This window comes from Jeotgalibacillus sp. JSM ZJ347, assembly GCF_044383825.1.
Taxonomy (GTDB): Bacteria; Bacillota; Bacilli; order Bacillales; family Jeotgalibacillaceae; genus Jeotgalibacillus.
In genome coordinates this window covers 136,036-162,244 of sequence record NZ_JBISEN010000001.1, presented here as the reverse complement: position 1 = coordinate 162,244, position 26,209 = coordinate 136,036, and the positions used below count along the sequence as shown (strand labels likewise).

General features: G+C 42.6%; 27 protein-coding genes and 2 other annotated features. Of the genes, 4 read left to right on the top strand and 23 right to left on the bottom strand.

What is annotated here, in order from left to right:
• Positions 1-7 precede the first annotated feature (7 nt).
• The 3 genes from polX to zapA form a co-directional block, all read right to left on the bottom strand.
• Positions 8-1,720, bottom strand: a complete 1,713-nt coding sequence (polX, locus tag ACH6CZ_RS00770) for a DNA polymerase/3'-5' exonuclease PolX (protein WP_374095536.1) — start codon at positions 1,718-1,720, stop codon at positions 8-10.
• A gap of 66 nt (positions 1,721-1,786) precedes the next feature.
• Entirely contained in the window at positions 1,787-2,335 is a 549-nt protein-coding gene (locus tag ACH6CZ_RS00765) for a CvpA family protein (protein WP_374095535.1), read from the bottom strand.
• Positions 2,336-2,342: 7 nt separating this feature from the next.
• Positions 2,343-2,618, bottom strand: a complete 276-nt coding sequence (gene zapA / locus ACH6CZ_RS00760; protein ID WP_173425088.1) for a cell division protein ZapA — start codon at positions 2,616-2,618, stop codon at positions 2,343-2,345.
• Between the two features lie 128 nt (positions 2,619-2,746).
• On the opposite strand from zapA, the gene rnhC reads away from it, so the two are divergent.
• Positions 2,747-3,664, top strand: a complete 918-nt coding sequence (gene rnhC, locus ACH6CZ_RS00755) for a ribonuclease HIII (RefSeq protein WP_374095534.1) — start codon at positions 2,747-2,749, stop codon at positions 3,662-3,664.
• Between the two features lie 151 nt (positions 3,665-3,815).
• On the opposite strand, the gene pheT is transcribed toward rnhC, so the two are convergent.
• The 3 genes from pheT to ACH6CZ_RS00740 form a co-directional block, all read right to left on the bottom strand.
• Positions 3,816-6,227, bottom strand: a complete 2,412-nt coding sequence (pheT, locus tag ACH6CZ_RS00750) for a phenylalanine--tRNA ligase subunit beta (RefSeq protein ID WP_374095533.1) — start codon at positions 6,225-6,227, stop codon at positions 3,816-3,818.
• 12 nt (positions 6,228-6,239) lie between these two features.
• Complete coding sequence (pheS, locus tag ACH6CZ_RS00745) at positions 6,240-7,283, bottom strand: phenylalanine--tRNA ligase subunit alpha (RefSeq protein ID WP_374095532.1); 1,044 nt, start codon at positions 7,281-7,283, stop codon at positions 6,240-6,242.
• A gap of 339 nt (positions 7,284-7,622) precedes the next feature.
• Positions 7,623-8,366, bottom strand: a complete 744-nt coding sequence (locus tag ACH6CZ_RS00740; RefSeq protein WP_374095531.1) for a TrmH family RNA methyltransferase — start codon at positions 8,364-8,366, stop codon at positions 7,623-7,625.
• 105 nt (positions 8,367-8,471) lie between these two features.
• Here ACH6CZ_RS00740 and sspI point away from each other — a divergent pair, with 105 nt between their 5' ends.
• Entirely contained in the window at positions 8,472-8,681 is a 210-nt protein-coding gene (sspI, locus tag ACH6CZ_RS00735; protein ID WP_374095530.1) for a small acid-soluble spore protein SspI, read from the top strand.
• Here the strand turns inward: sspI and ACH6CZ_RS00730 are convergent.
• The 3 genes from ACH6CZ_RS00730 to ACH6CZ_RS00720 form a co-directional block, all read right to left on the bottom strand.
• On the bottom strand, positions 8,678-9,127 hold the full coding sequence (locus tag ACH6CZ_RS00730) for a small multi-drug export protein (protein WP_374095529.1): 450 nt from the start codon (positions 9,125-9,127) through the stop codon (positions 8,678-8,680). The two genes, sspI and ACH6CZ_RS00730, sit on opposite strands and share 4 nt — an antisense overlap.
• A gap of 179 nt (positions 9,128-9,306) precedes the next feature.
• On the bottom strand, positions 9,307-10,392 hold the full coding sequence (locus ACH6CZ_RS00725) for a M42 family metallopeptidase (protein ID WP_374095528.1): 1,086 nt from the start codon (positions 10,390-10,392) through the stop codon (positions 9,307-9,309).
• A 63-nt stretch (positions 10,393-10,455) separates the two neighbouring features.
• A complete protein-coding gene (locus ACH6CZ_RS00720) occupies positions 10,456-10,941 on the bottom strand; it encodes a dUTP diphosphatase (protein ID WP_374095527.1) in 486 nt (161 codons plus the stop codon).
• Positions 10,942-11,046: 105 nt separating this feature from the next.
• Between ACH6CZ_RS00720 and ACH6CZ_RS00715 the strand changes: the two genes are divergently transcribed.
• Complete coding sequence (locus tag ACH6CZ_RS00715) at positions 11,047-11,436, top strand: sigma-w pathway protein ysdB (RefSeq protein WP_374095526.1); 390 nt, start codon at positions 11,047-11,049, stop codon at positions 11,434-11,436.
• A 35-nt stretch (positions 11,437-11,471) separates the two neighbouring features.
• Here ACH6CZ_RS00715 and ACH6CZ_RS00710 read toward each other — a convergent pair whose 3' ends face one another.
• The 4 genes from ACH6CZ_RS00710 to infC all read right to left on the bottom strand — a co-directional run bounded on the left by ACH6CZ_RS00710 (position 11,472) and on the right by infC (position 13,120).
• Positions 11,472-11,735, bottom strand: a complete 264-nt coding sequence (locus tag ACH6CZ_RS00710) for a DUF1294 domain-containing protein (protein ID WP_374095525.1) — start codon at positions 11,733-11,735, stop codon at positions 11,472-11,474.
• Positions 11,736-11,971: 236 nt separating this feature from the next.
• A complete protein-coding gene (gene rplT / locus ACH6CZ_RS00705; protein ID WP_039810272.1) occupies positions 11,972-12,331 on the bottom strand; it encodes a 50S ribosomal protein L20 in 360 nt (119 codons plus the stop codon).
• 41 nt (positions 12,332-12,372) lie between these two features.
• The gene (gene rpmI, locus ACH6CZ_RS00700; protein WP_039810275.1) at positions 12,373-12,561 is read right to left on the bottom strand and encodes a 50S ribosomal protein L35; all 189 of its coding nucleotides are present in this window, start codon (positions 12,559-12,561) and stop codon (positions 12,373-12,375) included.
• Positions 12,562-12,583: 22 nt separating this feature from the next.
• A complete protein-coding gene (gene infC / locus ACH6CZ_RS00695) occupies positions 12,584-13,120 on the bottom strand; it encodes a translation initiation factor IF-3 (RefSeq protein WP_374096485.1) in 537 nt (178 codons plus the stop codon).
• Between the two features lie 30 nt (positions 13,121-13,150).
• Positions 13,151-13,284, bottom strand: a sequence feature (ribosomal protein L20 leader region).
• Between the two features lie 226 nt (positions 13,285-13,510).
• Here infC and ACH6CZ_RS00690 point away from each other — a divergent pair.
• Complete coding sequence (locus ACH6CZ_RS00690) at positions 13,511-13,990, top strand: YusW family protein (protein ID WP_374095524.1); 480 nt, start codon at positions 13,511-13,513, stop codon at positions 13,988-13,990.
• A 40-nt stretch (positions 13,991-14,030) separates the two neighbouring features.
• Here the strand turns inward: ACH6CZ_RS00690 and thrS are convergent, their stop codons facing one another.
• The 10 genes from thrS to polA all read right to left on the bottom strand — a co-directional run bounded on the left by thrS (position 14,031) and on the right by polA (position 25,923).
• Entirely contained in the window at positions 14,031-15,962 is a 1,932-nt protein-coding gene (gene thrS / locus ACH6CZ_RS00685; protein WP_374095523.1) for a threonine--tRNA ligase, read from the bottom strand.
• Positions 15,963-16,013: 51 nt separating this feature from the next.
• Positions 16,014-16,238: a binding site (T-box leader), on the bottom strand.
• A 258-nt stretch (positions 16,239-16,496) separates the two neighbouring features.
• A complete protein-coding gene (gene dnaI, locus ACH6CZ_RS00680) occupies positions 16,497-17,435 on the bottom strand; it encodes a primosomal protein DnaI (RefSeq protein ID WP_374095522.1) in 939 nt (312 codons plus the stop codon).
• Complete coding sequence (locus ACH6CZ_RS00675) at positions 17,435-18,799, bottom strand: replication initiation and membrane attachment family protein (protein WP_374095521.1); 1,365 nt, start codon at positions 18,797-18,799, stop codon at positions 17,435-17,437. The genes dnaI and ACH6CZ_RS00675 overlap by 1 nt, the downstream gene beginning before the upstream one ends.
• A 55-nt stretch (positions 18,800-18,854) precedes the next feature.
• Positions 18,855-19,316 (bottom strand): transcriptional regulator NrdR, encoded by a 462-nt coding sequence (gene nrdR, locus ACH6CZ_RS00670; RefSeq protein WP_374095520.1) that lies wholly within the window; start codon positions 19,314-19,316, stop codon positions 18,855-18,857.
• A gap of 71 nt (positions 19,317-19,387) precedes the next feature.
• Positions 19,388-19,771, bottom strand: a complete 384-nt coding sequence (locus ACH6CZ_RS00665) for a hypothetical protein (protein ID WP_374095519.1) — start codon at positions 19,769-19,771, stop codon at positions 19,388-19,390.
• A gap of 90 nt (positions 19,772-19,861) precedes the next feature.
• On the bottom strand, positions 19,862-20,242 hold the full coding sequence (gene speD / locus ACH6CZ_RS00660) for an adenosylmethionine decarboxylase (RefSeq protein WP_039810295.1): 381 nt from the start codon (positions 20,240-20,242) through the stop codon (positions 19,862-19,864).
• 276 nt (positions 20,243-20,518) lie between these two features.
• Positions 20,519-21,556, bottom strand: coding sequence for a glyceraldehyde-3-phosphate dehydrogenase (locus ACH6CZ_RS00655; protein WP_374095518.1), 1,038 nt, complete (start codon positions 21,554-21,556; stop codon positions 20,519-20,521).
• A 236-nt stretch (positions 21,557-21,792) separates the two neighbouring features.
• Positions 21,793-22,389: a dephospho-CoA kinase gene (gene coaE / locus ACH6CZ_RS00650; RefSeq protein ID WP_374095517.1), complete on the bottom strand. Its 597-nt coding sequence runs from the start codon at positions 22,387-22,389 to the stop codon at positions 21,793-21,795.
• Between the two features lie 10 nt (positions 22,390-22,399).
• The gene (mutM, locus tag ACH6CZ_RS00645; protein WP_374095516.1) at positions 22,400-23,272 is read right to left on the bottom strand and encodes a bifunctional DNA-formamidopyrimidine glycosylase/DNA-(apurinic or apyrimidinic site) lyase; all 873 of its coding nucleotides are present in this window, start codon (positions 23,270-23,272) and stop codon (positions 22,400-22,402) included.
• A gap of 17 nt (positions 23,273-23,289) precedes the next feature.
• Positions 23,290-25,923 carry a DNA polymerase I gene (gene polA / locus ACH6CZ_RS00640; protein ID WP_374095515.1) on the bottom strand — a complete coding sequence of 878 codons (2,634 nt, stop codon included), beginning with the start codon at positions 25,921-25,923 and terminating at the stop codon, positions 23,290-23,292.
• Between the last annotated feature and the right edge of the window lie 286 nt (positions 25,924-26,209).

Genomic DNA, 26,209 nt, shown 5'->3' with positions numbered 1-26,209 from the left:
TCTCTCCTTAATCGTGGCGTTTCAGGAATTTAGTCAGTTCTTTAAAAGAACGTGCATTCATCACTGTTTCTTTTTTCAGCCATCCTTTACGGCCAACCTTCACACCAAGTTCCATAAATTCCAAGTGTGTCCGATCGTGCGCGTCTGTATTAATAAATATAGGTACTCCCATTTCCTGTGCTTTAGCTGCGTGTTCGTGGTTTAAATCAAACCTGTATGGGTTTGCATTTAATTCAAGCCCCGTATTTGTTTCAGCAGCTCTTTTGATCAGCATGTCTACATCCGGCTCATAGCCTTTTCGTTCTCCTACAATTCTGCCAGTCGGGTGGGCAATGAAATCCACGTGCGGATTTTTAAGTGCTGTTTCCAGTCTGGCCATAATTTTATCCTGCGATTGCGAAAACGACGAATGAATGGATGCAATGACAATATCAAGTTCAGCCAGCAGATCATCTTCATAATCCAGTGTCCCGTCAGGCAGAATATCCATCTCAATACCCGCAAGCACTTCAATTTCAGTATATTTTTGATTCAATTTACGGATCTCTTCCATTTGTTTTCTTAAGCGGTCAGCAGACAGACCATTCGCCACTTTTAAATATGCGGAGTGATCTGTAATCGCCATGTAATCGTATCCTTTTTTGATACAGGCTTCAATCATTTCCTCTAAAGAATAAGCACCGTCACTCCAGGTGGTGTGCATATGAAGATCACCTTTGATATCTTCAAGCGTGATAAGTCCGGCAGCTTCCGCGTGACGCTCCACTTCCCTGCCATTTTCACGCAGTTCAGGTGAGAGGTACTGAAGGTCGAAATAGTTGAAAAACGCTTCTTCTGTCTCAAACGTTTTGACTTCACCTGTTTCATTATTCTCAACGCCATACTCGCTGATTTTCTCACCGCGCTCTTTTGCGATCTGTCTGAGCTTAACATTATGATCTTTAGATCCTGTAAAATGGTGAAGCGTTGATGGAAATGCCCGGTCTTCAATCAGCCTGATATCAATTGAGATATCAACGCCGCGTTCGAGTACAATCGACACTTTTGTATCACCATTTGAGATGACTTCTTTTAGCCCTTCTACCTGCAGAATCTGTTCTCTTACTTTTTCAGGCTGATCAGTTGAAGCGATAAAATCAAGGTCCTTCACTGTTTCGGCCGTTCTCCTTAGACTACCTGCTCTGGAATAACGCTTGATTTCACTGATCCCGCTAAGCAGAAGATCAATTTCTTCTGCAATTGGTAAGACAGTTGCAATTGGCAGGCGTTCCGGTCTGCTGCCTGCATTTTGTGCTGCAGCGAGAATTTTTTCTTCCGTTTTTGCCCCAAAGCCTGATAGCACCTGCACTTGTCCTTCTTCACACGCTTTTACTAAATCTGCAAGTGACTCAACGCCAAGCTCCTGATATAATCTGGCAATTTTCTTTCCGCCAAGTCCCGGCAGCTTCAGCAGTGGGATCAGGCCTTCAGGTACTTCCTTTTTTAATGATTCAAGCACTTCAGATTCCCCGGTTTGGGCGTATTCTGTCATAACAGCTGCGGTGCCTTTTCCGACACCCTTCAATACAGTAAAATCATCAATTTGCGATAAGCTTCGCTGGTCTGTCTCAAGTGCCTGCGCTGCTTTTCTGAAGGCGCTGATTTTAAATGGATTCTCTCCTTTTAATTCCATATAAATCGCGATTTTCTCTAATAATTTAATAATGTCCTTTTTATTCAACCTGACCGCTTCCTTTCGTTAAAAAGCCCGGAATCCACAATGGGGAATTCCGGGCTTTCTGCATGTTTAAGATGATGACGATCGCGTCTCAAGCCACCAGTCTTTCACTTGTTCTGAAAACACGGGTGTATGTTCAAGAATAAATGCTGCAATCCATGAATCTGCAAGCGTATTTTGTATTAATGCCATCGGAATCATTGCAGCGATATAAATCAGAACAAATAATACGATATACATTTCTATAAAGCCCATCACGCCTCCACCGATAATATTCAGCGGGCGCAGCATTGGAAACTGGGCAACAGAATCAAACATTGAGCCAATCAGCTGCATCACAATTTTTGCAGCAAAGAATATAATTGCAAAAGCAATAATCCGGTAATAGGCCTCTTCAAAGTTCACGGATTCTGCGATTAAGTAGAGCTGTGAATCAGTATCAAAAGCAGGGTACGGCACCCATAATAATAGTTTTGGTGCTAATTGCTCATAATACCGGTAGGCAAGGAAAAACGAAATAATAAAACCGATCATATGAATCAGCTGTAAAATAAACCCCCGGCGTAGTCCGATCAGGAAGCCGGCCACAAGCAGAATAAACAACATCAAATCCAGCATCTAGCATTCAATCCCTTAATTTTTTTAATTCTTTCTCTAGTTCTTCCATTTCTTCTTTTAACTTCAGGTAATCATGTACTGCATTAACAGCTGTCAGTACGGCCAGCTTTGAAGTATCAAGCGCGGGGTTAACCGAACTGATCTCTCTCATTTTATCATCTACCATTGAGGCAACAAGTCTGATATGAGACGTGGACTCACTGCCTACGATGGAGTAAGATTGTCCATAGATGTCAACACTTGTGCGGTTTTTACGATTGTTCGACAACGCAGCTGCCCCCATTCTCAAGAATCCTAATCACTATCATAACACGTAGAATTTAGAGATGAAAAGAAAAGTTGATTTTATTTACATCTCACATGAATATGGTACGCTGTCTAAGCAAATCTTGTCTATAAAAGGAGAAAAAAATGGCGAATGCAGTGTTAACTTTACCAATCTCAAAAATAAATGAAATGAAAACGCACTATGAATGCTTCCTGAAACCAACTCCTCCTCCAGGGGCCGTATTTGCTGCAAAAGGTCCCTCCTATTCAATCACAGCCTATAAATCCGGCAAGGTGCTATTTCAGGGACAATCCGGGGAACAGGAAGCTGCGAAGTGGGGAATTGCTGAACAGACAACCATGAAAAAGGGTTTCACTTCTCATAACAGCCTTCCTCAAAACATTTCACAGAGGTCAATTATCGGCACAGACGAGGTTGGCACAGGAGATTATTTCGGTCCTATCACAGTCGTTGCGGCTTATGTATCAAAAGATCAGCTGCAGCTTTTAAAAGAGCTGGGTGTAAAAGATTCAAAACACCTGACAGATGAAACAATCGTGAAAATAGCGAAAGATCTCTTACACACCATTCCATACAGTCTGCTAACCTTACCAAACGAGAAGTATAATAAAAAACAGCAGCAGGGATGGACACAAGGGAAAATTAAAGCGGTTCTACATAACCAGGCAATTCTCCATTTACGGGAGAAAATAGCACCTGTTACACCTGAATGTGTGCTGATTGACCAATTTGCTGAAGAAAAAGTCTATTATCGTCATGTAAGCTGCGAAAAAGCGATATACAGAGAAAATGTCTATTTCAGCACAAAAGCAGAAGGCATCCACCTCGCTGTCGCAGCTGCCTCTATTATTGCAAGATATGCTTTTATCAAAGCAATGGACAAACTTAGTGAGGAAGCAGGTTTCACACTGCCAAAAGGGGCCGGTGCAAAAGTTGATCAGGCAGCAGCAAGGCTAATCCGTTCACATGGAGAAAGCAGCCTGGATCATTTCACTAAAAAACATTTTGCGAATACGGAGAAAGCGAAGAAGCTTGTGTAGGGAGCGGCACAGCGGGGTCGGAGTTAAGCGGTTCATTTTTAGAATCATTCCAAAAGTGGAACAGTAAACCCTGCCACGTCGCCTAAATTATGTATAATACCTTCATAAAAAAAGCTGAGACAAATAAAATGTCTCAGCTTTTTTGTATTCGTTATGAACGCAGTTCTGCGCCGGTTTTTTCTTTCACTGCATCAAGCACCTGATTATGTGCTTTTACAACTTCTTCGTCAGTAAGCGTACGCTCAGGATCCATATAGGTCAGTGAGAATGCCAGAGATTTCTTGCCTTCCTCCATCTTATCTCCCTGGTAAAGATCAAATAACTGTACGTTTTTCAGCAGTTTCCCACCAGCTTCTTTAATAATAGACTCAAGTTTTCCTGCATCTACTGATCTGTCAGTTACAAGTGCAATGTCTCTTGAAATCGATGGATATCTTGGAATGGCACTGTATTTAAGCGGTGCAGTTTCATCGCCGTAAATCGCTTCAAGCTTAATTTCAAACACGTATGTTTCTTTCAGATCAAGCTCTTTTGCTTTTACAGGATGAACCTGACCAACAATTCCAACCTGCTGATTTTTATAGTAGACTGCTGCTGTTCTGCCCGGGTGCATATGGTCCATTTTCGCAGCCTGATAGCTGATCTCTTCACTGATGCCAAGCTTTTCCCATAGTGCATCCAGAATTCCTTTTGCTACATAAAAATCAACCTGCTTCTTTTCACCCTGCCATGGGTGCAGCTGCCATAGACCCGTCATTGCGCCTGCAAGATGCTCTTCTTCATTAGGAAGCTCAGCGCCTTCAGCAAGGAAAACAGAACCTGTTTCATAAAATGCAGATGATTCTTTCTGTCTTGCGCTGTTATAAGCAACACTTTCAAGCAGCTGAGGAATGATACTCTGTCTGAGCTGGCTTCTTTCCTCACTCATCGGCATCATCAGTTCAACAGGTGTTTTCACGTCCAGCGCAAATTCAGTGACTTTCTGCTGATTCGTTAGTGAGTACGTCACAGCCTGCACAAGACCTGCACCTTCCATTGTCTGACGGATCAGACGGCGCTTTTGCTGACGTGGTGATAAGCCCCCAGGGTTTGTTTCGTGAACAGGAAGCGTCATCGGAATGTTGTCATAGCCATATAGACGGGCAACTTCCTCAATCAGATCTTCTTCAATTTCAAGATCTCCACGGCGCGTCGGTGCAGAAACTGTGATTAAGCCATCATTTGCTGATGCTTCGATCTGCAGTCTGCGGAAAATATCCAGTACTGCTTCTTCAGTCAATTCAGTACCTGTTACACGGTTAATTTTTTTAAGTGTAATTGAGATTTCCTTTTCCTGAATATCCAAATTGTCAGCTGAAGACGTACCTGAAAGGACTTTTCCATCAGCGTATAGTGATAACAATTGTACTGCGCGCTCTGCTGCAAGGACTGCACGCTTCGGGTCTACACCTTTTTCAAAACGTGAGCTTGCTTCACTGCGAAGACCGATTTCTTTTGACGTCTGACGGACAGATGATGGAGCGAAATAAGCTGATTCAATGACAACGTTGACTGTCTGATCTGTTACTTCACTATCAAATCCACCCATGACGCCGGCAATCGCCATTGGTACTTCACCATTTGTAATCACAAGATGGTTTTCGCTTAAGCTTCTTTCAGCCTCATCAAGCGTTTTGATTTTTTCACCCTGCTTTGCAAGACGGACAACGATTTCACCTGTGCCGATCTGATCCAGGTCAAATGCATGAAGCGGCTGACCGTATTCAATCAGAATGTAGTTTGTGATGTCCACTACGTTGTTGTGTGGTCTAATACCTGCTGCAACGAGACGGTTTTTCATCCACTGCGGAGATTCCCCGACTTTTACATTTTTCACCACTTTAGCAAGGTAGATCGGATTTTCATCGACTGCTTCAACACGCACTTTAATTGCATCTATTGCCTTCTCTTCCACTGTGTCATAGCTGAGATCAGGGAGCTTTACAGGACGGTCTAAAATCGCACCAGTTTCATAAGCGACGCCAATCATACTCATTGCATCTGCACGGTTAGGTGTCAGTCCAAGTTCCAGCACTGCATCATCAAGCATTAATGCTTCAAGTGCATCTGCGCCAACTTCTGCATTTTGAGGGAAATTGAAGATTCCTTCAGCATACTTTTTCTCAACAAGCTTCGCTTCAACGCCGAGCTCCTGCAGTGAGCAGATCATTCCGTGAGATGCTTCACCGCGCAGCTTGGCTTTTTTAATTTTAAAGTTACCAGGCAGTACTGCGCCAACCTTTGCTACAGCAACTTTCTGGCCTTCACCGACATTTGGTGCACCGCAGATAATTTGAACATTTTCTTCTTCCCCTACGTCCACCTGGCAAATATTCAGTTTGTCAGCTTCAGGGTGCTTTTCACAGGACACAACATGTCCAATCACGACATTTTTAATACCGTCTGCAGGAATCTCCACACCTTCTACTTCAATTCCTGAACGCGTAATTTTTTCAGCAAGTTCATCTGGCGTTACACCGGATAAATCAATATAATCTTCAAGCCATTTATAAGATACAAACATGGTTCATCCTCCTTAGCGAATTTCTTTACGGGCGAATTGTTTTAAGAAACGGTCATCATTTGTGTAGAAATGACGGATATCATCAATACCGTATTTCAGCATTGCAATTCGCTCAGGTCCCATTCCAAATGCGAATCCTGTATATTTCTCAGGGTCAAATCCGGCCATTTTGAGTACATTCGGGTGGACCATACCGGCACCAAGAATCTCAATCCAGCCAGTACCTTTGCATACGCTACAGCCTTCTCCACCACAGATCTTACATGAGATATCCATCTCAACTGAAGGCTCTGTAAACGGGAAGAAGCTTGGGCGCAGTCTGATTTCACGGTCTTCACCGAACATTTTCTTAGCGAATACATTCAACGTCCCTTTCAGGTCACTCATACGGATGTTTTCATCCACAACGAGTCCTTCGATCTGCATGAACTGATGAGAGTGCGTTGCGTCATCGTTATCACGGCGATACACTTTACCAGGGCAGATAATTTTAACAGGTCCTTTACCTGCGTGGCGCTCCATCGTTCTCGCCTGCACAGGTGATGTATGTGTTCTAAGTAAAACGTCTTCAGTAATATAGAAAGAATCCTGCATATCCCTTGCCGGATGACCCTTTGGCAGATTAAGTGCCTCAAAGTTATAGTAATCCTTCTCAACTTCAGGTCCTTCTTCAACTGTATAACCCATTGAGATAAACAAATCTTCAATTTCCTCAATGACAGTTGTCAGCGGATGCGCATGACCAGCTGGCACAGGACGTCCGGGAAGCGTTACGTCAATTGACTCTTCGGCCAGCTGCTTTTCAACTGCTTCTTTCTCAAGACCTTCCTGCTTTTCTTCAATCGCATTTGTAATACTGTCACGCACTTCATTTGCCAGTGCACCCATTTTCGGACGTTCCTCAGCAGATAATTTCCCCATGCCTTTAAGCACTTCTGTAATCGGTCCTTTTTTACCGAGATAAGCAACTCTGACATCATTTAATTCTTTCAAGTCACTTGCATGCTGTACTTTTTCCAGTGCTTCCTGCTTCAATTCCTGTAAACGTTGTTCCATTTATGCGTTCCTCCTTTATTTCAATACAAAAAAGCACTTCACCCCTGGTAAAAGGGACGAAGTGCTTAAATTCCGTGGTACCACCCTGATTGATCCGTCTGTTGGGACAGATCCGCTCATAAGACTGATAACGGCGTTTAGCCGGTACACCTTTACGCATTCAAGCGGTCCCGGTGACAACTCTGGAGGTGAACTTCATCAATAGTCTCTGCAGGCAGATTTTCAGTCCAGGATCCGCCTTCCCTTTTGAACAGATTGACCAGATTACTCTTCTCCGTCAACGTTTTTCATTTCATTCCTCAACAAGTATATACTACTTTAAAATAAATTTAAAGACAATCATTCACCTTCTAGATGATAGAGCAAAATCCCTGCTGCAATGGCAACATTGAGAGATTCACTTTTCCCGTAGATCGGGATATACAGGTTCTGATCCGTAAGATTTAACAGTTCATCATTCACGCCTGCACCTTCATTCCCCATAATCAGCGCAAACTTATCCCCCGCAGAAGCTTCCCTGTAAGTGACCGCACCCTGCAGTGACGTTCCGTAAACGGGAATCCCGTTCTTCTTACAGTGATCCGCAACAGAAAACAGATCTTGTTTCAGAATCGGCAGGTGGAAATGACTGCCCTGCGCTGAACGTAAAATTTTTGCATTATAAGGGTCAGCCGTTCCTTTACCGAGAACGACGGCGTCAATTCCGACTGCGTCAGCCGTTCTGATCATCGTGCCGATGTTACCCGGATCCTGAATGGCATCAAGCATCAGGATTTTCGAGGCATTCAGCTTCTCAAAATCAGCTTCCGGCTGTCTGCAGACTGCAAATACACCCTGCGTATGTTCTGTCTCAGCAAGTGCTGATGAAATCTCTTCTGTAACAAAATGGACTTCAACTGATGCCATATAATCAGGCAGCTCTATTCCTTCCTTTACAATGACTTCAATGGCTGCCCCCGCTTTGATCGCTTCCTCAGTCAGGTGCCATCCTTCTGCAAGAAACAGCCCGCTTTTATCCCTGCCTTTTTTCGTCGTCAGCTTTTTCCACTCTTTAACCTTTGTATTCTGCAGTGATTGAATCACATGTATGCACTCCTCTTTTATCGATTTCACTATTATAGCTGAATTTCATGTATAGACATAGTGAATGCGGAGAAAATAATGCTATTAAAGAATGGAGGTAACAGTATGAATTTAAATATCAGACAGACAGTCATGCACAATGTGAAAGATAACAATACTGATCAATTACAGGATACGATTGTAGATTCTATTCAGCGTGAAGAGGAACAGCTGCTGCCAGGACTCGGCGTTTTATTTGAAATCATCTGGAAAGAGAGCAGTGAACAGGACCAGCAGCAGATGCTAGAAAAGCTTGAGAGCGGTCTAAAGCATTAAGTGTTAATCAGAAAATCGATGCCAAATATCGCTGCGTAACCGAACGCAAGGGTCCATAACGCAATGCTGACAATTTGCCAGATGAGCACCCTTGTTTTATCTGCACCGAGTGACATCGCAATAAACGCTGCAATATGCGTACCAATTAAAATAGGGCCGAGTAGTGAAAGCCCGGGAAGACCGTATTTATTCCAGATATTACGGGCTCTCGTTTGCCGCTTTCCTTCTTTGCCCTGCTTTTTTTCATTTCTTTTTGTCAGATATTCCTTCACTTTTTGAAATAAGACAATCAGTAAAAATACAGTGAGCAGATTTCCAGCAAAACCAGTGACCATTACCCAGAATGGTGACAGTCCTCTGAGGATCCCAAGCGGCACAACTAGTGCGATTTCGAGCCACGGTGTCGCGGCTGCCAAAAATAAAAGTGCGTATTCAACAAGTAGCATGTGGTGACTCCTTACTGTTTTTTATTATTATATCACCTGACTATCACACTGGGGTCGGAGTTGAGGGATTCGTTTTTAGAATGATGCCAAAAGTGAAACGGTCAACTCCGACCCCAGTGAGCCGCCCAAACCATGTAACCACTTTAAAAGGCTGAGACAATTTGTCTCAGCCTGAGTGATTAGTCAAATGTAATTGACTTCACTGCATCACGGTCTAACTTCTTCACGACTTCCACAATCAGCTTCACTGCATTTTCATAATCGTCTTTATGAATCATCGCTGCATGTGAGTGGATATATCGTGATGCGACTGTGATCGCAATTGAAGGTGCACCCGTTGCAGACAAGTGAATTGAGCCTGCATCTGTTCCACCGCCGGCAATCGCATCGAACTGATATGGGATGCCATGTTCATCTGCAATATTTGTGATGAAGTCTCTCAGCCCTTTATGACCAACCATTGATGCATCATAAAGGATGATTTGTGGGCCTTCACCCATTTTAGAGCTTGCTTCTTTCGCCGAGATTCCCGGTGTGTCACCCGCAATACCTACGTCAACTGCGATTCCGATATCCGGATTAACAGCCGCTGCCGCCGTGCGTGCACCCCGCAAGCCTACTTCTTCCTGAACAGTTCCAACGCCGAATACTTCATTCGGGTGCTGCTGTCCTTTCAACTGTCTCAACACGTCAATCGCAATTGCACAGCCGATTCTGTTATCCCATGCTTTTGCTAAAAGCATTTTGTCATTGTTCATCACTGTGAATTCAAAATAAGGTACAGCCATATCACCCGGTGTTACGCCCCACTCCATCGCTTCTTCTTTAGAAGAAGCACCGATATCAATGAACATATCTTTAATATCAACCGGCTTTTTACGCGCTTCCGGAGGCAGAATGTGCGGCGGCTTTGAGCCGATTACACCTGTAATATCTCCTTTTTTCGTTACGATTGTCACGCGCTGCGCAAGCATAACCTGTGACCACCAGCCACCGACTGTCTGGAATTTCAGAAAACCTTTGTCATCGATTTGTGTAATCATAAAACCGACTTCATCAAGGTGACCTGCGACCATCACACGCGGTCCTCCGGCTTCACCTGATTTTTTTGCGATTAGACTGCCGATACCGTCTGTTGTTATTTCATCTGCAAACGGTGATATGTATTTTTTCATGACCTCTCTTGGTTCACGTTCATTACCTGGAATCCCTTTTGCGTCCGTTAAATCTTTCAGCATTGTCAGCTGCTCATCATACTTTGTCATTTCTTCGCCTCCCTAACATATTACCATGCAATATTATACCACTTCGACTGAGTATTCACAAAATTAGTATTTATTCTTTTGACGTTCTACATTCACTTCATTCTTTTCCTGATAAGCTCTTATGGTGTCCTCCGCTGTAAAGTTAAGCTTTTCTCCTATAGATAAATATGTATGCCACATTTGGTCATAGTGCTCTTTCGTACGGACATGGCCAAATTCACTAATGTTGCGATTGAAGCGCAGGAATAAATCAGTCAGTGAAGCGTCAGTTTTTGACACGTTATGACCACTGTATCTGAGATCCGTTTCAAGACCGATTGATAATAAAAAGTGAATACCATCCACATACTCTTCTAAAATAACGCTTTTTTCAGATGGTCCCTTCAGACTCCAGAACTTGAAGCACCTTGTCTCATTTGCCAGCTCCCCCGCTTCTACGGATAGCGCCAGCAATTTATCTTGTAATAGATCTTTTTCAGCCAGTCCATGTTCTTTTTCAATAAAGAGATCCAATTCACTTTGCATCTGATAAAGTTCGTTCCAATTCATCTTTTTCACTCCTTCTCAAACAGTGTATCAAAAAATACGTTCTAAACTGAAACTTTCAGCAATCTCAAACCGTATGTGTAGTATCTAGATGACAGGGGGTCCCGCATGATTTTAATTTTACTGCGTGTTGCGATTACTTTATTAATTATTTACTTATTATATAAAGGGATAAAATATTTATTTGATCCAAAAAGAAAGCTTGAACTGGCGCATGAAAAGGAAGAATACTATTTCCATGATGATGCGCGCAATCCGAGAAAAAACTTTTTTATTACGTATAAAGGCGTCATGTTTCAGGGAGAAAAGTATCTTGGTGAAGCTGACAGATCATTTGATGTCGTCAATATTTTTGTCTGGCCGGATAATCCATCAAACCTTCAGGGGTTCAAAGTAGAGGATTTTCGTTTCATGGAAACTGAAATTAAAAGCAACTACCCACATGCCAAAATTGACTGGAAAAGTCCAATCAGAGAATTACTCAGCAAAGAAACCTGATAATAGCTGTCATTCAGCTTTTATCAGGTTTCTTTTTAACGTATTGCCCAAATAATTAATGCACTATGCAGGATCACAATAATCGGCATAACAACCCTGAACGTCATGTGCTTCGTTTTATGCCTGAACACATTCATACCAGCCCACGATCCAAGCGCACCGCCCATCATTGCAATCATCCAAAGCGTTTTTTCGGAAATTCTGTACTCATCATTTCTAGCCCGCTTCTTATCCACTTTCATCGATATAAAACCAACCAACGACAGAATGAAGTAATAGATTAAAAACACCGTTTCCACAGACACACCTCTTTTTCAACATCATTCATCATTCTTATTATTACATAATGAACGATTTGTCGGAGGGCAGGGCGAAGACTCCTGCGGCAGGAAGGGCCTGACGAGACCCCGCAGGCGGAGCCAAGGAGGATTGCCGGACCGGCCGCGGAAAGCGAAGCCCTGACCGGAGACAAATCGTGGTTCCATTAAGACTAACTAAATAAAAAGACTGCCCATAAAGGACAGCCTGAGTGATATTACTTGTTAAGTTCAGCTTTAGCAGCGTCTGCAAGCTGTGCGAATGCTTTTTCATCTGCAACTGCAAGATCAGCAAGCATCTTACGGTTTACTTCGATACCCGCAAGCTTAAGTCCGTGCATTAGACGGCTGTAAGAAAGACCGTTTGTACGAGCAGCTGCGTTGATACGTGTAATCCATAGCTTACGGAAGTCACGCTTTTTCTGACGACGGTCACGGAAAGCATAGTTTCCTGACTTCATTACCTGCTGATTTGCTACTTTGTATAGCGTGTGTTTTGAACCAAAATATCCTTTAGCGAGTTTAAGAACTCTTTTTCTACGTTTACGAGAAACGATTCCACCTTTAACACGTGGCATAGTAAATTACCTCCTAATAAATCATGTTCGTTATTTTTAAATTAGATCATATCTTTGATACGTTTGTAATCGCCTGAAGACACAAGAGAGCCTTTACGCAGTTTACGCTTAGCTTTTGTTGACTTGTTAGCGAAAAGGTGACTAGTGAATGCACGTGAACGCTTAAGCTTTCCTTTACCTGTCTTCTTGAAACGCTTAGCTGATCCACGGTGAGTTTTCATTTTTGGCATGAGTAGTATCCTCCTTAAATCATTACTTTTCGTTCGTTGGTGCAAGCATGAGGAACATGCTACGGCCGTCCATCTTAGGCTTTGTTTCTACTGTTGAAATGTCTTTGCATTCTTCAGCAAAACGCTCAAGCACTCTCTGGCCGATTTCTTTGTGTGTAATAGCACGTCCGCGGAAACGGATTGAAGCTTTTACTTTGTCGCCTTTTTCAAGGAACTTCCGTGCATTACGAAGCTTTGTATTGAAATCATGTTCTTCAATTCCAGGGCTCAGACGAACCTCTTTTAAATTGATCACTTTTTGATTTTTACGTGCTTCTTTTTCTTTTTTCTGCTGTTCGAATTTGTACTTACCATAGTCCATAATTCTTGCAACAGGCGGCTTAGCATTTGGTGCAACCAGAACGAGGTCAAGGTTGACGCGCGCTGCGATATCAAGCGCTTCATTCTTTGATTTAACACCCAGCTGTTCACCGTTTTGATCAATCAGACGCACCTCGCGTGAACGGATGCTTTCATTAATCTGTGTGTTGTCCTTGCTAATAGTAATCCACCTCCGGATTGATTTTGAATACCATTGTGACTCCGTTTTCGGCAATAAAAAAAGCCGGAAACTTCGCAAGTCTCCCGCTACCATACACATAATTCCTTCTAAAAGGGCACATGCGTGTGACCATCCAGCTTAAGGGCCGGGAAGGTGAGAAGCGGGTGCTTCTTCTTGTACACAAATCCATATTCGATTCACTCTTGCTATTGTAGCAACTTCTGAGTTGAATGTCAATCCAAGTTCGTAATCAACAAAATTGATGATATCAGATTAACGAACATGAAGCAACACCTTTTCGACAAATTCCTGATAAATTCACTACTTTTTCATATAACCACGTTTGAATTCATTTGAAAAGGTTAAACCTAAACTAATTCGAAATAACTGATACGGAGGCGTTCAACTATGAAAGCACGTTATATAATATCAGCTGCCGGTTTAAGTTTACTACTCACAGCATGCAGTGAAGAAAGCGAGACAGTAGAAGACCCCACCCCTGAAGAAACAAGTGATCAGAGTGAGGAACAGCCTGATACTGATCAGGGGGCCGGTCCTGATGATACAGGCATTCCTTTTTTAAGCTTTGAAATGGATGCGGAGTATGAGGGTAATGATAACGATTTTGAGATCTCCTATGATAGTGAAAATAGCGAAGTAGAAGCTGTCTATGAAAATGAACGTGATATGATGACCATGTCAGGCGATGATGCATATCAGGAAATACAGCCTGTATTGAGCGAATTTGATTTCACGATTGACACTTCAGATGATGAAGTCATAGACAGTGTGATCGAAGGATTTGAAGTAGAGGAAGAATTCCAGTCGATTGAAATTGAGATTAAATATAGTGACGGTACTGAAAAAGAATACAAACGTGGAGAATAAAAAAATCTGCCGGGAGTTTTCTCTCCGGCAGATTTTTTATTTATCGCGTAATTTCCTGTTTTAATTGTTTGGCAAAGTCCGGTAATGACGCAGTATCAGTATCTTGTTCACCATACTTACGGATATTGACTTCGTTATTTTCCATTTCTTTATCCCCTACTACAAGCATATAAGGGATTTTCTTCATTTGTGCTTCACGGATCTTATACCCCATCTTTTCATCACGTGTATCAACTTCTACACGCGCACCTGCAAGCTGAAGCTCATCCTGCACTTTTTTCGCGTAATCAAGATGGATCGATGGAGATACAGGAATGACCTGTACCTGAACCGGCGCCAGCCATGCAGGAAGTGCACCTTTATGCTCTTCAATCAGGAAGGCGACAAAACGTTCCATTGTTGATACAACACCCCGGTGAATAACGACTGGACGGTGCTGCTTGCCATCTTCACCAATATAGTTCAGATCGAAGCGCTCCGGAAGAAGGAAGTCCAATTGAACAGTAGAAAGCGTTTCTTCTTTTCCGATTGCAGTTTTCACCTGAACATCAAGCTTCGGTCCGTAGAATGCAGCTTCGCCTTCTGCTTCAAAGTAGTCATGGCCCATATCATCCATTGCTTCTTTCAGCATAGCCTGCGCTTTTTCCCACATTTCATTGTCATCGAAGTACTTTTCAGTATCTTCAGGATCACGGTAAGAAAGACGGAATTTATATTCGTGTAAGCCGAAATCTTTATAGACTTCTTCAATCAGACGTACAACGCGCTGGAATTCTTCTTTAATCTGATCTGGACGCGCGAAAATGTGTGCATCATTCAGCGTCATCGCACGAACACGCTGCAGTCCTGAAAGTGCACCTGACATTTCATAACGGTGCATCAGACCAAGCTCTGCAATTCTGATCGGCAGTTCACGGTAACTGTGAATATCCTGCTTGTATACCATCATATGGTGAGGGCAGTTCATCGGACGAAGGACAAGTGTTTCATTATCCATTTCCATTGGCGGGAACATACCTTCTTCATAGTGATCCCAGTGACCGCTTGTTTTATAAAGGTCTGCGCTGCCGAGTGCAGGCGTGTAGACGTGATCATAGCCAAGAGAAATTTCTTTATCTACAATATAACGTTCAATTGTACGGCGGATTGTTGCGCCTTTTGGCAGCCAGATTGGAAGCCCCTGGCCGACCAGCTGTGAGCTTGTGAAAAGATCAAGCTCTTTACCAATTTTACGGTGATCACGCTGCTTTGCTTCTTCAAGCATTTCCAGGTGATGGTCCAGATCTTCTTTTTTGAAGAATGCTGTTCCGTAAATACGCTGAAGCATCTTGTTATCGCTGTCGCCTCTCCAGTAAGCACCGGCAACGCTTAACAGCTTGAATTCCTTAATATGCTTTGTTGATGGAACGTGAATGCCGCGGCAAAGGTCAAAGAATTCACCCTGCTTATAGATTGTTACATCTTCCTCTGCAGGGATCGCTTCAATCAGCTCAAGCTTATACGGGTCATTAATCTCCGTAAAACGGCTGACTGCTTCATTACGGCTGACGACTTCACGCTCAACGTTAATATTGTCACTAGTAATTTTCTTCATTTCTTTTTCAATACGCGGAAGGTCTTCAGTTGAGATTGAAGATTCAGTATCAATATCATAGTAGAATCCGCCTTCAATCACAGGCCCAACACCAAATTTCGCATCAGGATACAGACGCTTTACTGCCTGTGCCATCAGGTGGGCTGCACTGTGACGCATAATCTCAAGTGATTCTTCATCATCAGGTGTCATGATCGCAACTTCTGCATCCTGCTCAAGCGGCGTTCTCAAATCAAGCAGCTGACCGTTTACTTTTCCGGCAACAGCTTTCTTTTTCAGTCCTGAAGAAATTGATGAAGCAATCTTTTCAACTGTAATCCCTTTAGGATACTCCTTGCTGTTTCCATCAGGAAAAGTCACTTTAATTTGTTCTTCCATGTGTAACACTCCTTCAATTAAATTTTTGCATATAAAAAACCCCATCCCTGGTAAAGGGACGGAGTTATATTAACCCGCGGTTCCACCCTTCTTTCTGAACAGACGTCCAGAATCTCTGGTTCAGCTAACGGGCTGCATCCGGTACAAATTACTGCAATGTTCACTCGTACGGCTCAAGGGTGGTAAATGCATTTCGCATCATAAGAGGATTTCAGCCTGGTCCTCTCTCTCTTGTAATCAGCTGTAAATGATTCGTGTCCCTGTCAGTGCCTTTTGTTATAAATTGTTTTGATAAGAGTCATTTTAGAATAGGTTGGGATTAAAAGCAAGTTAAAATTTGAAACAATGGCGCTGACTCTTCGTTTCAGGCGGACGCTTTCCGGACGGCGGTTGCTGAGCCTCCTCAGGCTTCGCCTTGCGGGGTCTCAGCTTCCCACTTATCGTCCCGGAGTCGCCGCCTTCCACTACGAGTCGCGCTGTGCTTAAGACACTAGATGATTTTAGTAATTTAAAAACAAAAAACTCAAAGTTCAATTAAGCATTACGCTTGTTCTTCCCTTTCATTTCAACGGGAATTGATAGGAACTTGATTCTTTCCATGATTCTGGCGGCTTTGATTGGTTCTTCTTCGCCGCGCTGTGAATAGGTCAGGTGATGTTCGAGTTCGTTGTAGTCGAAGTTTGAGCTGAAAAATGTCGGGAGTCCTTCTGCCATTCTGTATTGCAGGATGGTTCCGAGCACTTCATCTCGGGCCCAGCTTGAAAGTGATTCTGCACCAATGTCATCAAGCATAAGAATCGATGCTTTTTTTACTGCATCTACTTTCCCCGCGAAAGACTGATCTCCAAGTGATTGCTTCATTTCTTTTAAAAATTCAGGAAAATACAGAATAAAACTTGCTTTATTCTGCTTTTTCAGTTCATTAGCGATTGCTCCCAGAAGGTAGCTTTTCCCAACACCAAATTTTCCATATAAGTAAAGTCCTTTATAATGCTCAGGATCAGCAACGAGCTGACCCACAATATCTTCAGCTGTCTTCAGAGCCTTCATTCTTGTAGGGGTATCAACATCTACCTGATCAAAAGTTGCATTCAAGACATCTTTAGGTACATACATACTCTGTATAAGCTTTTCTGTGTTGCGCTGTTCCTGAAATGCGATCTGCCTTGGGCACGGGGCATACTGCATATCAATATAACCGTTTTGAATGATCAGTTTCGGTTCATAGCCCTTCATTGTATTTTTACATGCACCAAGGCTTGGGCAGTCTGCACATTTTCTGGATCTGGTCATGAATTCGTATAATTTGATCATACCCTGATCAGCGGCATTCGGTGCCAGGTGCTGGGCGTGGGTTTGCAAAAATTGTTGTATTTCAGGATCTGCAGCAATTTCTTTTTTCATCTTTTCATATCTGCGCTGAAATTCGTTTGAGCCTGAGATCCGTCTGATCGTCCGATTGATCGGGTCCATTATTCTTCACCTGCCTTGCGCTTTTTCAATTCACGTTCTTTTAAATAGCGTTCCCGCTCCTTAAGAAATTCAGGATCCTCTGCTTCTTCTGTGTCATCTGAAGCAGTGAACCAGTCAGGAAGCTTTTCTTTACGGATTGTTTTCTCTTTTCTTGTGGGTTTACTTCCACCTGATTTTTTCCAGGTCAGATAATTCTTATGTTCTTTCTTCGCTTCAGCCATCGCTTCTTCAGCTGTCTTGATGCCGATTCTAACCCACTGTGAAGCGATTTGCTCTGTAAAGCCTTTTGTCAGCTTCATGTTTGTACGCAGAAGAACAAATTGAATTAATACATTGATGACTTCATCAGGCAGTTTTTTTTCATGGATCAGATGGTCGATGAGCTGAAGCTCTGCATTTGAAGGTTTGACACCTTTTGAAGCATCAATCAATACCTGTACAGGCGAGCTCTTTTTCAGATACTGAAGTGTCTGATCTTCTGATTCAGGCAGCTTTTGAGCGGCCTTCGTCTGTTCAGCAAAATGCTTTAAGGCAGGTAACGCTGAATTCGTTTTAAGCTGGAAAGAATCACGGCATGCTTTCCTCAGAGCCTCAGTATCAATTTTATCCTCCTCTGTTACTGAAGAGAGAATTGGACTTTTCATTTCCTGCTCCGATAATCCATATAACAGTGAAAGTTTGACAATCAGCTGCTTCACATCATAAGTCAGTGTTTTTCTGGGCACCATTGCTTCTGATAATCCAGCATAGAGCGCATGGAAATCAAAGGCCTGAAAATCAGCAGCCACCCCGCTGCTTTCACCCCTGAAAGTGAGTGACTGTCCACCCTCAACTTTTTCCGGCATATGAGGAGAAATATTCGCCTCTGAGTAAAAAACATCCTGAAATGAGCGGGTCACTTCCTCATATGACTGCAGATCATCATATGAAACCGTAAACCTTTTTTTCAGTCTCTGGAACTGACTTGCACCAATTTGTCTGTACAAAAAGACGCTGAGCATCGGATCTTCAAAGAACGCCTTGGCACTGAGAGGCGGCTGAACCTGATACGCATATGATTTTTTGTCACCAGTCTTCAGATAAGTTTTCAGGAGACCCATTCCTTCAAGTCTGATTCTCGCCTGAAAAATACGTTCAAGCGGCACTGACATAAGATCCATTAACGTTTTGTGCGTGCGCGGCTCTCCCTCCAGCTGATATCGTTCGACTTCAAGCCATAATAAATGATAAAGGCTGATCGCATCTGTTCCAAGAAGAGGCTGGTATAAGTAGGACAACAGCTCTCTGTCATGTTCACTTAACTGGCCATTCAGCTGAACTTTATATTCATCTGACGGCTGTATTTCTTTCCATAAACTCGTCATAAGCTCAGACCTTTCATCTGTACAAATCTACAAAAAAAGAGCAGCTCACTGCTCTTTATTTTCTTTCTTTATTCAACAATTCTTTCATTTCCTCTATAAACACATTTAAGTCTTTGAATTCGCGGTATACAGAGGCAAATCTGACATAGGCAACTTCATCCACTGACGAAAGTCTGTCCATTACCATTTCACCGATATCGACTGATGGAATTTCTGAAATCCCCTGACTCCGGAGTTCTCTTTCGATGTCAGAAGCAATCTGTTCAAGCTTTTCAAATGGTACAGGCCGTTTTTCACAGGCTTTGATCAGACCGCGCAGGATTTTTTCTCTGCTGAATTGTTCCCGTATGCCATCTCTTTTTACAACAATTAACGGAATTTCTTCCACTTTTTCAAAGGTTGTAAAACGATATTGACAATCTTCACATTCTCTTCTGCGCCGGATCGATTTCCCATCATCAACTTGTCTTGAATCGATCACTCTTGTTGCATTTTCATGGCAGGATGGACATTTCATTTCACCAGCTCCACATCGAATCTATTTCCTAATATGATACTGAAAAAATGCTTAAATCACAAGGGATCCTCTTACTTTTCAGCTTCTCTCATTTCTTTTGCAAGCGCCTGATAACAGGCTGCGATTTCTTCTTTTAATTTCGGATAAGCCCCGCCGACAACCATCTGGTCAGTAGACGCTTTCAAATCGAGTGCTGTATGCATCGGTCTAGTACTGACAACGGTTGCAATCAAAAACATTTTCGGACTCTTTAAACGGGTAATCATAATCTCCCCGTGATCTTTTGATTCAGATGAAATGGTATAACCTTCACCTGAAAAATATTTTTTCACTTCATCATATACTTTGTCGAATGATACTTTATAATACCTTGTCTCAAGGTCTTTTTCAGGGTGTTTATCTGCCGTTTCACATTCCTGACTGAACCTTTTAAAAACTCCTTTTAACTTGGCCAACGTGATTCCTCCTCAACTGTCTATATCAATAGTTTATCAGATATTGCAGAAAATAAAAAAGAGATGCGAAAATGCACCTCTTTTGTCAAATTAACCTGCGTGCACAGTTGATTGTGGTACCTTAACAGGTCCCATACCGCGTGGCACTTCAATTGTTTCACGAGTCTCAGCACCAAGTGATTCAGCGATGTGATTCGCTGCTACGTTTGGATCAAGATCTCCACATGTGTATACATCTATACTTGCATAACCGTGCTCAGGAAAGCTGTGGATTGTCAGATGTGATTCTGAAATGATCACAACACCACTTACTCCCTGCGGTGCAAATTTGTGAAATGCAACTTCTCTAACTTCAGCACCTGATTTCAGTGCAGCATCTACGAATGTTTGTTCAATTAATTCCATGCTGTTCAACTTTTCAAAGTCACAGCCCCATAATTCTGCTATTACATGACGACCCATTGTTTCCATTGATCGTTCCCCCTTACTGAAAATTTGAACTTACCCGGTTGATCAGACACTACTGCCACGGGGGAAAGTTAGTCCAATGAGGTCCTAACCCTTTAAGCAGAAGTTATGTTGTGTGAACCGGAATAAGATCACGAAAATCAGTATAAGGTTTTTTGAATGATTTTGCAATGATTTGTTTTTATTTAGAGATATTTCACCTTCAAACTACGCGCAGTGAGACGAATATAAGGACCAGAACATATTGTTCTGGTCCGCTTCATATTTTATGCCCTTAACTTAAGATGCTGTTACTTCCCTTTTTGATTGTTCCATCTGGTTGGCAAGGTGCTGCACGAGATCTACGACGCGGCAAGAGTAGCCCCATTCGTTGTCGTACCATGCAAGTACTTTTACTTTAGTAGCGCCCATCACCATTGTTGATAGCCCGTCAACGATCGCTGAGCTTGGGTTTGTGTTGAAGTCGATAGAGACAAGCGGTTCTGTTGTGTATGACACTATTCCGTTCATTTCATGATCAGCTGCTCGTTTAAAAGCATTGTTTACTTCTTCAACCGTTACTTCACGCTTCACATCAACAACAAGGTCAACAAGCGAGACGTTTGGCGTTGGTACACGAAGCGCCATCCCGTGGAGCTTCCCCTGAAGGTTAGGCAATACTTTACCAAGCGCTTTTGCCGCTCCGGTAGATGTCGGAATAATTGATTGACCGCAGGAACGCGCGCGGCGCAGATCTTTATGGGGATTATCGATATTTTTCTGATCATTTGTATATGCGTGCACAGTTGTCATTAACCCGTTTTCAATACCAAATTCCTGGTCAAGAATTTTAGCAACCGGCGCAAGACAGTTTGTTGTACAAGAAGCGTTAGAAATCACATCGTGCTCATGGACATTCAGATCTTTTTCGTTAACGCCCATCACAATCATTACGTCTTCCTGTTTACCTGGTGCTGTCAGTACGACTTTTCTTGCGCCGGCTTCAAGGTGAAGTGCCGCTTTATCGCGTGCATTAAATTTACCTGTTGCTTCGATGACAATATCAATGTTCATTGAAGCCCACGGAAGATTTGCAGGATCTCTGTCACTTACAAGCTTAATTTCTTTACCATTTACAATTAATGCATCCTCTTTCGCAATTACTTCTGCAGCAAATGCGCCATGAGTAGAGTCATATTTAATCAGGTGAGCCAGTGTTTCCGGCGGGTAGCTAGCGTTGATTGCTACGATATTAAGTGTGTCTTCCATCACCGCTTTTCTAAACACCATACGGCCGATTCGGCCAAACCCGTTGATTGCAATGTTCGTCTTGTTCATGAGGATCCCCCTAATAATGTTATACTTATTTTCAAATTAACTAGCATTAGTATAACATATTAAAAGCGTTTGCAAATACATATTGACAATTTTTAATAAAAAAAGATGAGACAAAAAGTTTGTCTCATCCTGTTAACCGTTTCGCTGCGCTTCAGGCGGACGCTTTCTGCTCCGCTGCACTTAGATTTTTATTAATAAATTGTCAGATTTAATAAAGTTCCCGATTCTTATTCTGCTCATGGTGTTAATTCCCAATCCTTAATTAACTCATGCAGCTGTTTAATGGATTGTTCGATGGTTCCGCTGTTATCGATGACTGCATCAGCCAGCTGACGCTTTTTTTCGACAGGGATTTGTGTAGCGATTCTTGATGCTGCTTCTTGTTCGCTGTAATCATTCCGCTTCATTAATCGTTCTTTTTGAATGGCTTCAGGTGCATATACGACAAGCACTTTTTCAACCATCCACTGCAGTTCACTTTCAAAGAGCAGTGGAATATCGAGAAATACGGTCTGCTTTCCATCTGCAAACGCCTGATCCTTTTGCTTCAGCATATCTGCCCGCACTGCAGGATGTACAATTCCATTCAGTTGTTTACGTTTTTGTTCATCATTAAAGATGATTTCACCCAGTTTTGGTCTATTCAGATGACCATCTTCAGTGAAAACTTCATCCCCGAACACTTCTCTGATTTTCAGGTTAGCTTCTTCACCCGGCTCAACGACTGTTCGGGCGGACTGGTCTGCATCTATGACTGTGTAGCCTATATTGATCAGCTCATTTGCAACGGTGCTTTTTCCTGTGGCGATACTGCCGGTTAATCCGATAATCATACGTTACCCCTTACTTTTGACATGTTGTACAATAATGAGATGTTCTGCCGCCAATGACTGCTTTTTTAACCGGTGATTCGCAGACAGGACAGACGGATTTCGCGTACATTTGAAGCCTCTCCTGCATACCGCCCGCTTCCCCGTTAACATTCCGGTAATCAGATATACTGCTGCCGCCAGCAGCGATTCCTTCCTGCAGGACATCCACAATATGCTGAAACAGCTCTTTTTTCTTCTTCAGACTAAGCCGGTCTGTCCGCCTTTTTGGACTTACTCGCGCTCTGAATATTGCTTCAGTAGCATATATGTTTCCACAGCCAGCAACAACACTGTGATGCATAATGGCTTCTTTGATTGGTTTCCTTGCAAACTTTGGAAGTGTTAATGCAGCAAGAAACCTGATTTCAGCATCCTCATCAAAAGGTTCCGGACCGATTTCAGCAAGCGGCGGATGAGCATCTTCAGATGGAAGAAATCTCATCTCCCCGAATCTGCGGATATCTGAATACACAAGCTTTTGATGGTTTGATAATTCAAATATGACGTGCACGTGGTTACGGAATCTGTCTTCAAGAATTTCTCCAAGCTCTTCCACCACAAACCATGCGCCGGTCATTCCGAGGTGGGACAATATAAGCATTCCACCATCTTCATGTCCCAGACGGAAAAGCAGGTATTTACTGCGCCGGTCGATTGCTGAGATTTCTTTCTTTTCAACAGCAAACTTAAAAGCGTCAAGCCCCTCTCCTTTTACAACGGCTTTTCTTCCTGCTTCATGTGCTTTCATAACAGTTTCCGAAAACGTTACTTCCTGGATTGTGAGTCCTTCAATTTTAGGAGAGAGACCCCTTTTCACATGTTCGACTTCCGGTAATTCAGGCATGTCTCTTTTCTCCTTTCTTACTTCGCGTCGTACCAGGTATTACCGTATGAATAGTCAACTTTTAATGGTACCGACAGTTCTACTGCTGATTCCATTACTTCCGGTACGATTTTTTCGAGCTTTTCTATTTCATCTTTTGGACATTCAAAGATCAGTTCATCGTGTACCTGAAGCAGCATACGCGTCTGGAGGTTTTCAGCTTTTAGACGGTCTGCCATTTCAATCATGGCTTTTTTAATAATATCAGCGGCCGTCCCCTGAATCGGCGTGTTCATCGCTGTACGTTCAGCAAAGCCTCTCAGGTTGAAATTTCTGCTCGTGATTTCAGGTATATATCTGCGGCGGTGCAGCAGTGTTTCTACATACCCTTTTTGTTTTGCTTCATGGATAATGTCATCCATATATTCTTTTACTTTCGGATAGCTGTCCAGATACTTTTTGATGAATTCCGCTGCTTCCTTCCGGGTGATATCAAGACTTTGAGACAGCCCGTAATCACTGATCCCATACACGATACCAAAGTTAACGGCTTTCGCGTGTCTTCTCATACCTGATGTGACATCATCCTTTGAGACTCCAAAGACATCCATTGCTGTTTTTGTATGGACATCCATCCCTTTATGAAACGCTTCTTTCAGTCCATCATCATCTGAAATGTGTGCAAGCACCCTCAGTTCAATTTGCGAGTAGTCTGCTGCAAACATGACCCAGTCTTTTTCAGAAGGTACAAACGCCTGTCTGATTTTGCGGCCTTCCTCAAGTCTGATCGGGATATTCTGAAGGTTAGGATCTGTTGAACTCAGACGGCCGGTTTGGGTCAGCACCTGATTGTATCTTGTATGAATTTTATTTGAATCATCATGGATCACTTTTAACAGACCTTCAATGTACGTAGACTGAAGTTTTCCGAGCTGTCTGTAGTGCAGAATGTGATCAATAATTTTATGCTCCGGTTTCAGCTTTTCTAAAATATCAGCTGACGTTGAATACCCTGTTTTCGTTTTCTTCAATACTGGAAGCTTTAGATTTTCAAACAGAATGGCACCAAGCTGCTTCGGGGAATTAATATTAAATTCCTCTCCTGCACTTTTATAGATTTCTGCCTGAATTTCATCAAGCCTTTTCTTCAGCTCAACGCCCATATCCTTCAGGCGGTCAATATCTACCTGTACCCCTGTTCTTTCCATTTCAGCTAATACTGTTGCAAGTGGCAGTTCCAGTTTCTCAAAAAGCTCAAGCTGTTCATTTTTTTCAAGAGAGCGGATGCACGTTTCTTTGATCGCATGAATGGTAGCGGCTTTTCTGGCTGTGTGCTGCATCAGTTCATCTTTCTCAGGCACTTTCTTTTTAGCACCTTTTCCATAGACCGATTCATCTGTCGGCACTGCATCTGCCCCGTGGCGCTTGGCAATTGAGGCAAAATCATCAGCCGCTTCAGAAGCATCAATGACGTAAGATGCAATCAGCAGATCAAAGTCGATTCCTTTCAAGTCCATCCCAAGACGGTCAAAAGCGACGATTGACTCTTTTGCATCATAGACAGATTTCGTTACTTTTTCATCTTCAATCCACTTTTTAAATACACCTGATTTTGCCGCATGGTCAGGTGAGATAAAATAGGTTTTTTTATCAGCATGAACTGCAATCCCCAGGATCTCAGCTGTATGATAATTCACATCGTATAATTCCACATACAGTTCAGCATGTGATGGAAGCTGATCCTGATTAAAATCGGTTACTTCTTCCCACTCAATTTCTTTCAGTTCAACCTCTTCCTCTTCACCGTCCAGTTTATCCAGTAAGGAATTGAACCCCAGTTCCTTATAGAGCTTAGTCAGCTGATCATAATCAGCCTCCTGTTTTTCAAGCTCACCCAATTTAACTGTCACAGGTGCAGTGGTTGTGATTGTCGCAAGCTTCTTACTCATTTCAGCAAGCTGCTTGTTTTCTTCCAGCTTTTCTTTCAGCTTTTTACCACTCACTTCATCAATGGACTCTAATACCTTTTCGAGTGTACCGAATTGTTTCAGCAGCTTAATGGCTGTTTTCTCTCCAACCCCGGGTACACCCGGGATATTATCTGAAGAGTCTCCCATTAATCCTTTCATATCAATAATCTGATCAGGCGTCAGCCCATATTTTTCTTCAATGTGAGCGGGCGTGTATTTCTCAAGATCTGTAATCCCTTTTTTAGTGATGTCGACTCTGATTTTATCTGAAGCAAGCTGCGTTAAATCTTTATCTCCTGAAATAACAACCGTCTCAAAACCATCTTTCTCAGCCTGCCTGCTTAATGTGCCGATAATGTCATCCGCTTCATATTGATCAAGCTCATAGTATCTGATATTGTGTGCATTCAGTAAATCCCGAATGAATGGGAATTGTTCTGAAAGCTCGGGAGGGGTTTTTTGTCTGCCACCCTTATAGTCTTCAAATGTTTTATGGCGAAACGTCGTCTTACCGGCATCAAAAGCGACCATGAGATGAGTTGGCTTCTCCTCTTCAAGCAGCTTCATCAGCATCGTAGTAAAACCGTAAATTGCATTTGTATGTATCCCTTTATCATTGTTCAGTAATGGCAGTGCAAAAAAAGCACGGTAAGCAATACTGTTACCATCGATCAGCATTAATTTTTTCGACAAACCAGTCATCTCCTTTATAACAAGTTATTTATGCGGCAGATTTAAAGATATTTTTTCAAACCGCTTATAAAAATCTATCATTGTTTATGCACAGCTGGTGATTGTAGTGGAAGGGGGTGACTCCTGTGGCAGGAAGGGACAGGTGAGGCAATGGCGCAGCCTGCTGGCTCACCTGTCCCTTCCTGCCACAGGAGTCCCCCTGGAACGGAAATCACCAGCCAATTTTTAAAAAGTTTGCTATATAAAAAAGCTGTTTTCCCTCTTCATTTTAGCATGTCCAAAATGAAAGGGAAAA